Source organism: Arthrobacter sp. 10L424 (assembly GCF_056395325.1).
This window is the reverse complement of the sequence record NZ_JBFTJH010000023.1, coordinates 1-2,383: the sequence shown is the minus strand read 5'-3', so window position 1 is coordinate 2,383 and position 2,383 is coordinate 1. Positions and strand designations below refer to the sequence as shown.

Sequence of the window (2,383 nt, the reverse complement as noted above, 5' to 3'; positions counted from 1 at the left end):
CCGGATGAGATKYGGGCGCCGGTCGCTGCGGTCCAGTAGATCGCACCGTTTTGGTAGCCCTGGGATTTGGCTCCGTTCGCGGCGGTCCGTATGTCGGTGGTGGGGTAGCCGAGGGGCCCGGATTCCCAGCCTTGGGCGGCCCAGGCGTCGCGGATGACACCGGATGAGATTTGGGCGCCGTTGGCGGCGGTCCAGTAGATCGCACCGTTTTGGTAGCCCTGGGACACCCCTCCGTTCACGCCGGTCTTCAAACCGGTCACGGCTCGTCCCAGCCCCGGAGAAACAGCCGCCAGATCAGCAATCGCCCTAACAGCGGCGACAGCGGTCGACTCAATAGTGACGCCGGCAGCCGTGGCGGATATCCAGTTGACCGACACCCGGGAGCCGGCATGCGTTGTGAAAGTTTCGCCCGCCTGCCAGGCATGGCGGGAGCTGTAATAGCCAGCGAAACGGCGGGAATCTGGCATGAGGATCAGGGAGCCTGCTCCGAACCGTTGAACGATCTTCACGCCGCGGTTGCCGTTGGTCGCCGTAGCGGCGTCGTAGCCGACCGGCAGCCGCAATTCAAGATAGTAGACCTCCCCGCTTACCGGGTCGGTGAATTTCACGGCTCGGCCGTCGGCTCCTCCGGCCCACGCTGTGAGTGTGTAACTGCTCGTGTTACCGGCCTTGCCGACGTCCCGGATCTCGCGGCCGGTGCCGAAGCCGCCAAATTCCCACAGCGTGGAGCTGATCGTCGGTTGGGACGTCTGGGAGACTCCCATGAGGTCCATGCTGTCGCCATATTCCCGGACGCTGCATGATGCATCTGCGAACGTGCCATCGCTGTTGGTCGCGACGTCCTGGGCACCGCTGCCACACTCAAGGCTGTTGGCGTGCATTAGGCCGAGTACGTGGCCGAATTCGTGCGTGAGGACACTTCGGGTCAAGGATGCCGGAAGCGGCATGATCACGCGCCCGCTGGTCCCGTTGTAGCTCCAGCCCGCACCGTAGGCCCCGTCGGAGAGCGTCGGCGTCGAAACAAAGACCACGAGAGCCGTGTAGGGGTTTGCAACCCAGCCAAGTTCAGTGGTGATCGTGTTCATCATGTCTGAATATCGTTGGCTTGATGACGCGCTGCGACTGTTAAGTGTCTCGGTGCTGGCGACGCTCATGCTGAGCCTGCCATTGGACATGGTTTGCCAGTAATTGCTGGTTGCCTGGACAGCGGAAACTGCGGTGGCCATGGAGATGTTGGCCTTGTAGTCGGATAGCTGCACGGTCACAAGCCGCACTTTGATGACTCCGGTCCGTGCGAGCGAGTAGGACTCAGTACCGAGTGCCCTCGGCGCCGCTCCCTTGCTTCCCTGCAAGGGGGGCGTCTGGAAAGTGTGGACAGAGGTTGGCGCACCGCCCGACTGTTCAACGACCGGAGGAGTATCGGTTGTCTCCGCAACTGCGGGGGAAGAAGCAGCCGCCCCCTCCGCCGCGACCGTCGCCGTCGGCTGAATGGACGGCGCCGGCTCCGAAGGTTCGGACAGAGCCGGAGGGGCCACTGTCGAAGTAGCCGACGGCAGCGGCTCTGTTGCCTGAGCTGCTGCAGCCGAAACTGCGGTCAGAGACGCCGCCGCGATAACCACAGCTGTGACAAGGGCTGCCATCATTCGTTTGGGATTCATTTTTCCTTCGAAGAACATGGTGCCTACAGCCGGCGCTTGGGGCGTTCACGGCGAGACAGGGAAGTCAGAGTAGTTTATGGACCGGTTTTGCAGCGATCCGGACGGTAGGGCGAATCCTTCGCATTTCCTATGCGTGCAGGAGGCTGATTGCGCTCACGGTGGTGGCTTCCTGCGGCAAACAAGCGGGAGCGCGGCAGCTCGGGGGCCGGGCGGCGCGGACGGCACCACCCTGGTATTGCCCCGCGAAGCTAGCCGATGAAAGCGCCGCGTGAAGGTGTCCATGTAATTCTTCCGCCGGTGAATGGCTGGTGGCAGCTATCTGCGGCTGCGGTGCAGGTTTGGGGACGCGTGGGGTAGCCGAGGGGGCCGGATTCCCAGCCTTGGGCGGCCCAGGCGTCGCGGATGGGTCCGTTGGGGCTGAGTTGGGCTCCGGTGGTTGCGGTCCAGTAGATCGCGCCGTTTTGGTAGCCCTGGGATTTGGCTCCGTCGGGGGCGGTCCGTATGTCGGTGGTGGGGTAGCCGAGGGGYCCGGATTCCCAGCCTTGGGCGGCCCAGGCGTCGCGGATGACACCGGATGAGATKYGGGCGCCGGTCGCTGCGGTCCAGTAGATCGCACCGTTTTGGTAGCCCTGGGATTTGGCTCCGTTCGCGGCGGTCCGTATGTCGGTGGTGGGGTAGCCGAGGGGCCCGGATTCCCAGCCTTGGGCGSCCCAGGCGTCGCGGAT

General features: G+C 64.1%; 2 protein-coding genes. Both read right to left on the bottom strand.

Going from position 1 to position 2,383, the window contains the following annotated elements:
* A partial coding sequence (locus tag AC1DC5_RS18990; RefSeq protein WP_476866192.1) for an LGFP repeat-containing protein occupies window positions 1-1,265 on the bottom strand: 1,265 nt, incomplete at its 3' end.
* 641 nt (window positions 1,266-1,906) lie between these two features.
* Window positions 1,907-2,383 (bottom strand): LGFP repeat-containing protein (locus tag AC1DC5_RS18985; RefSeq protein ID WP_476866191.1); only part of this gene is annotated, 477 nt, incomplete at its 5' end.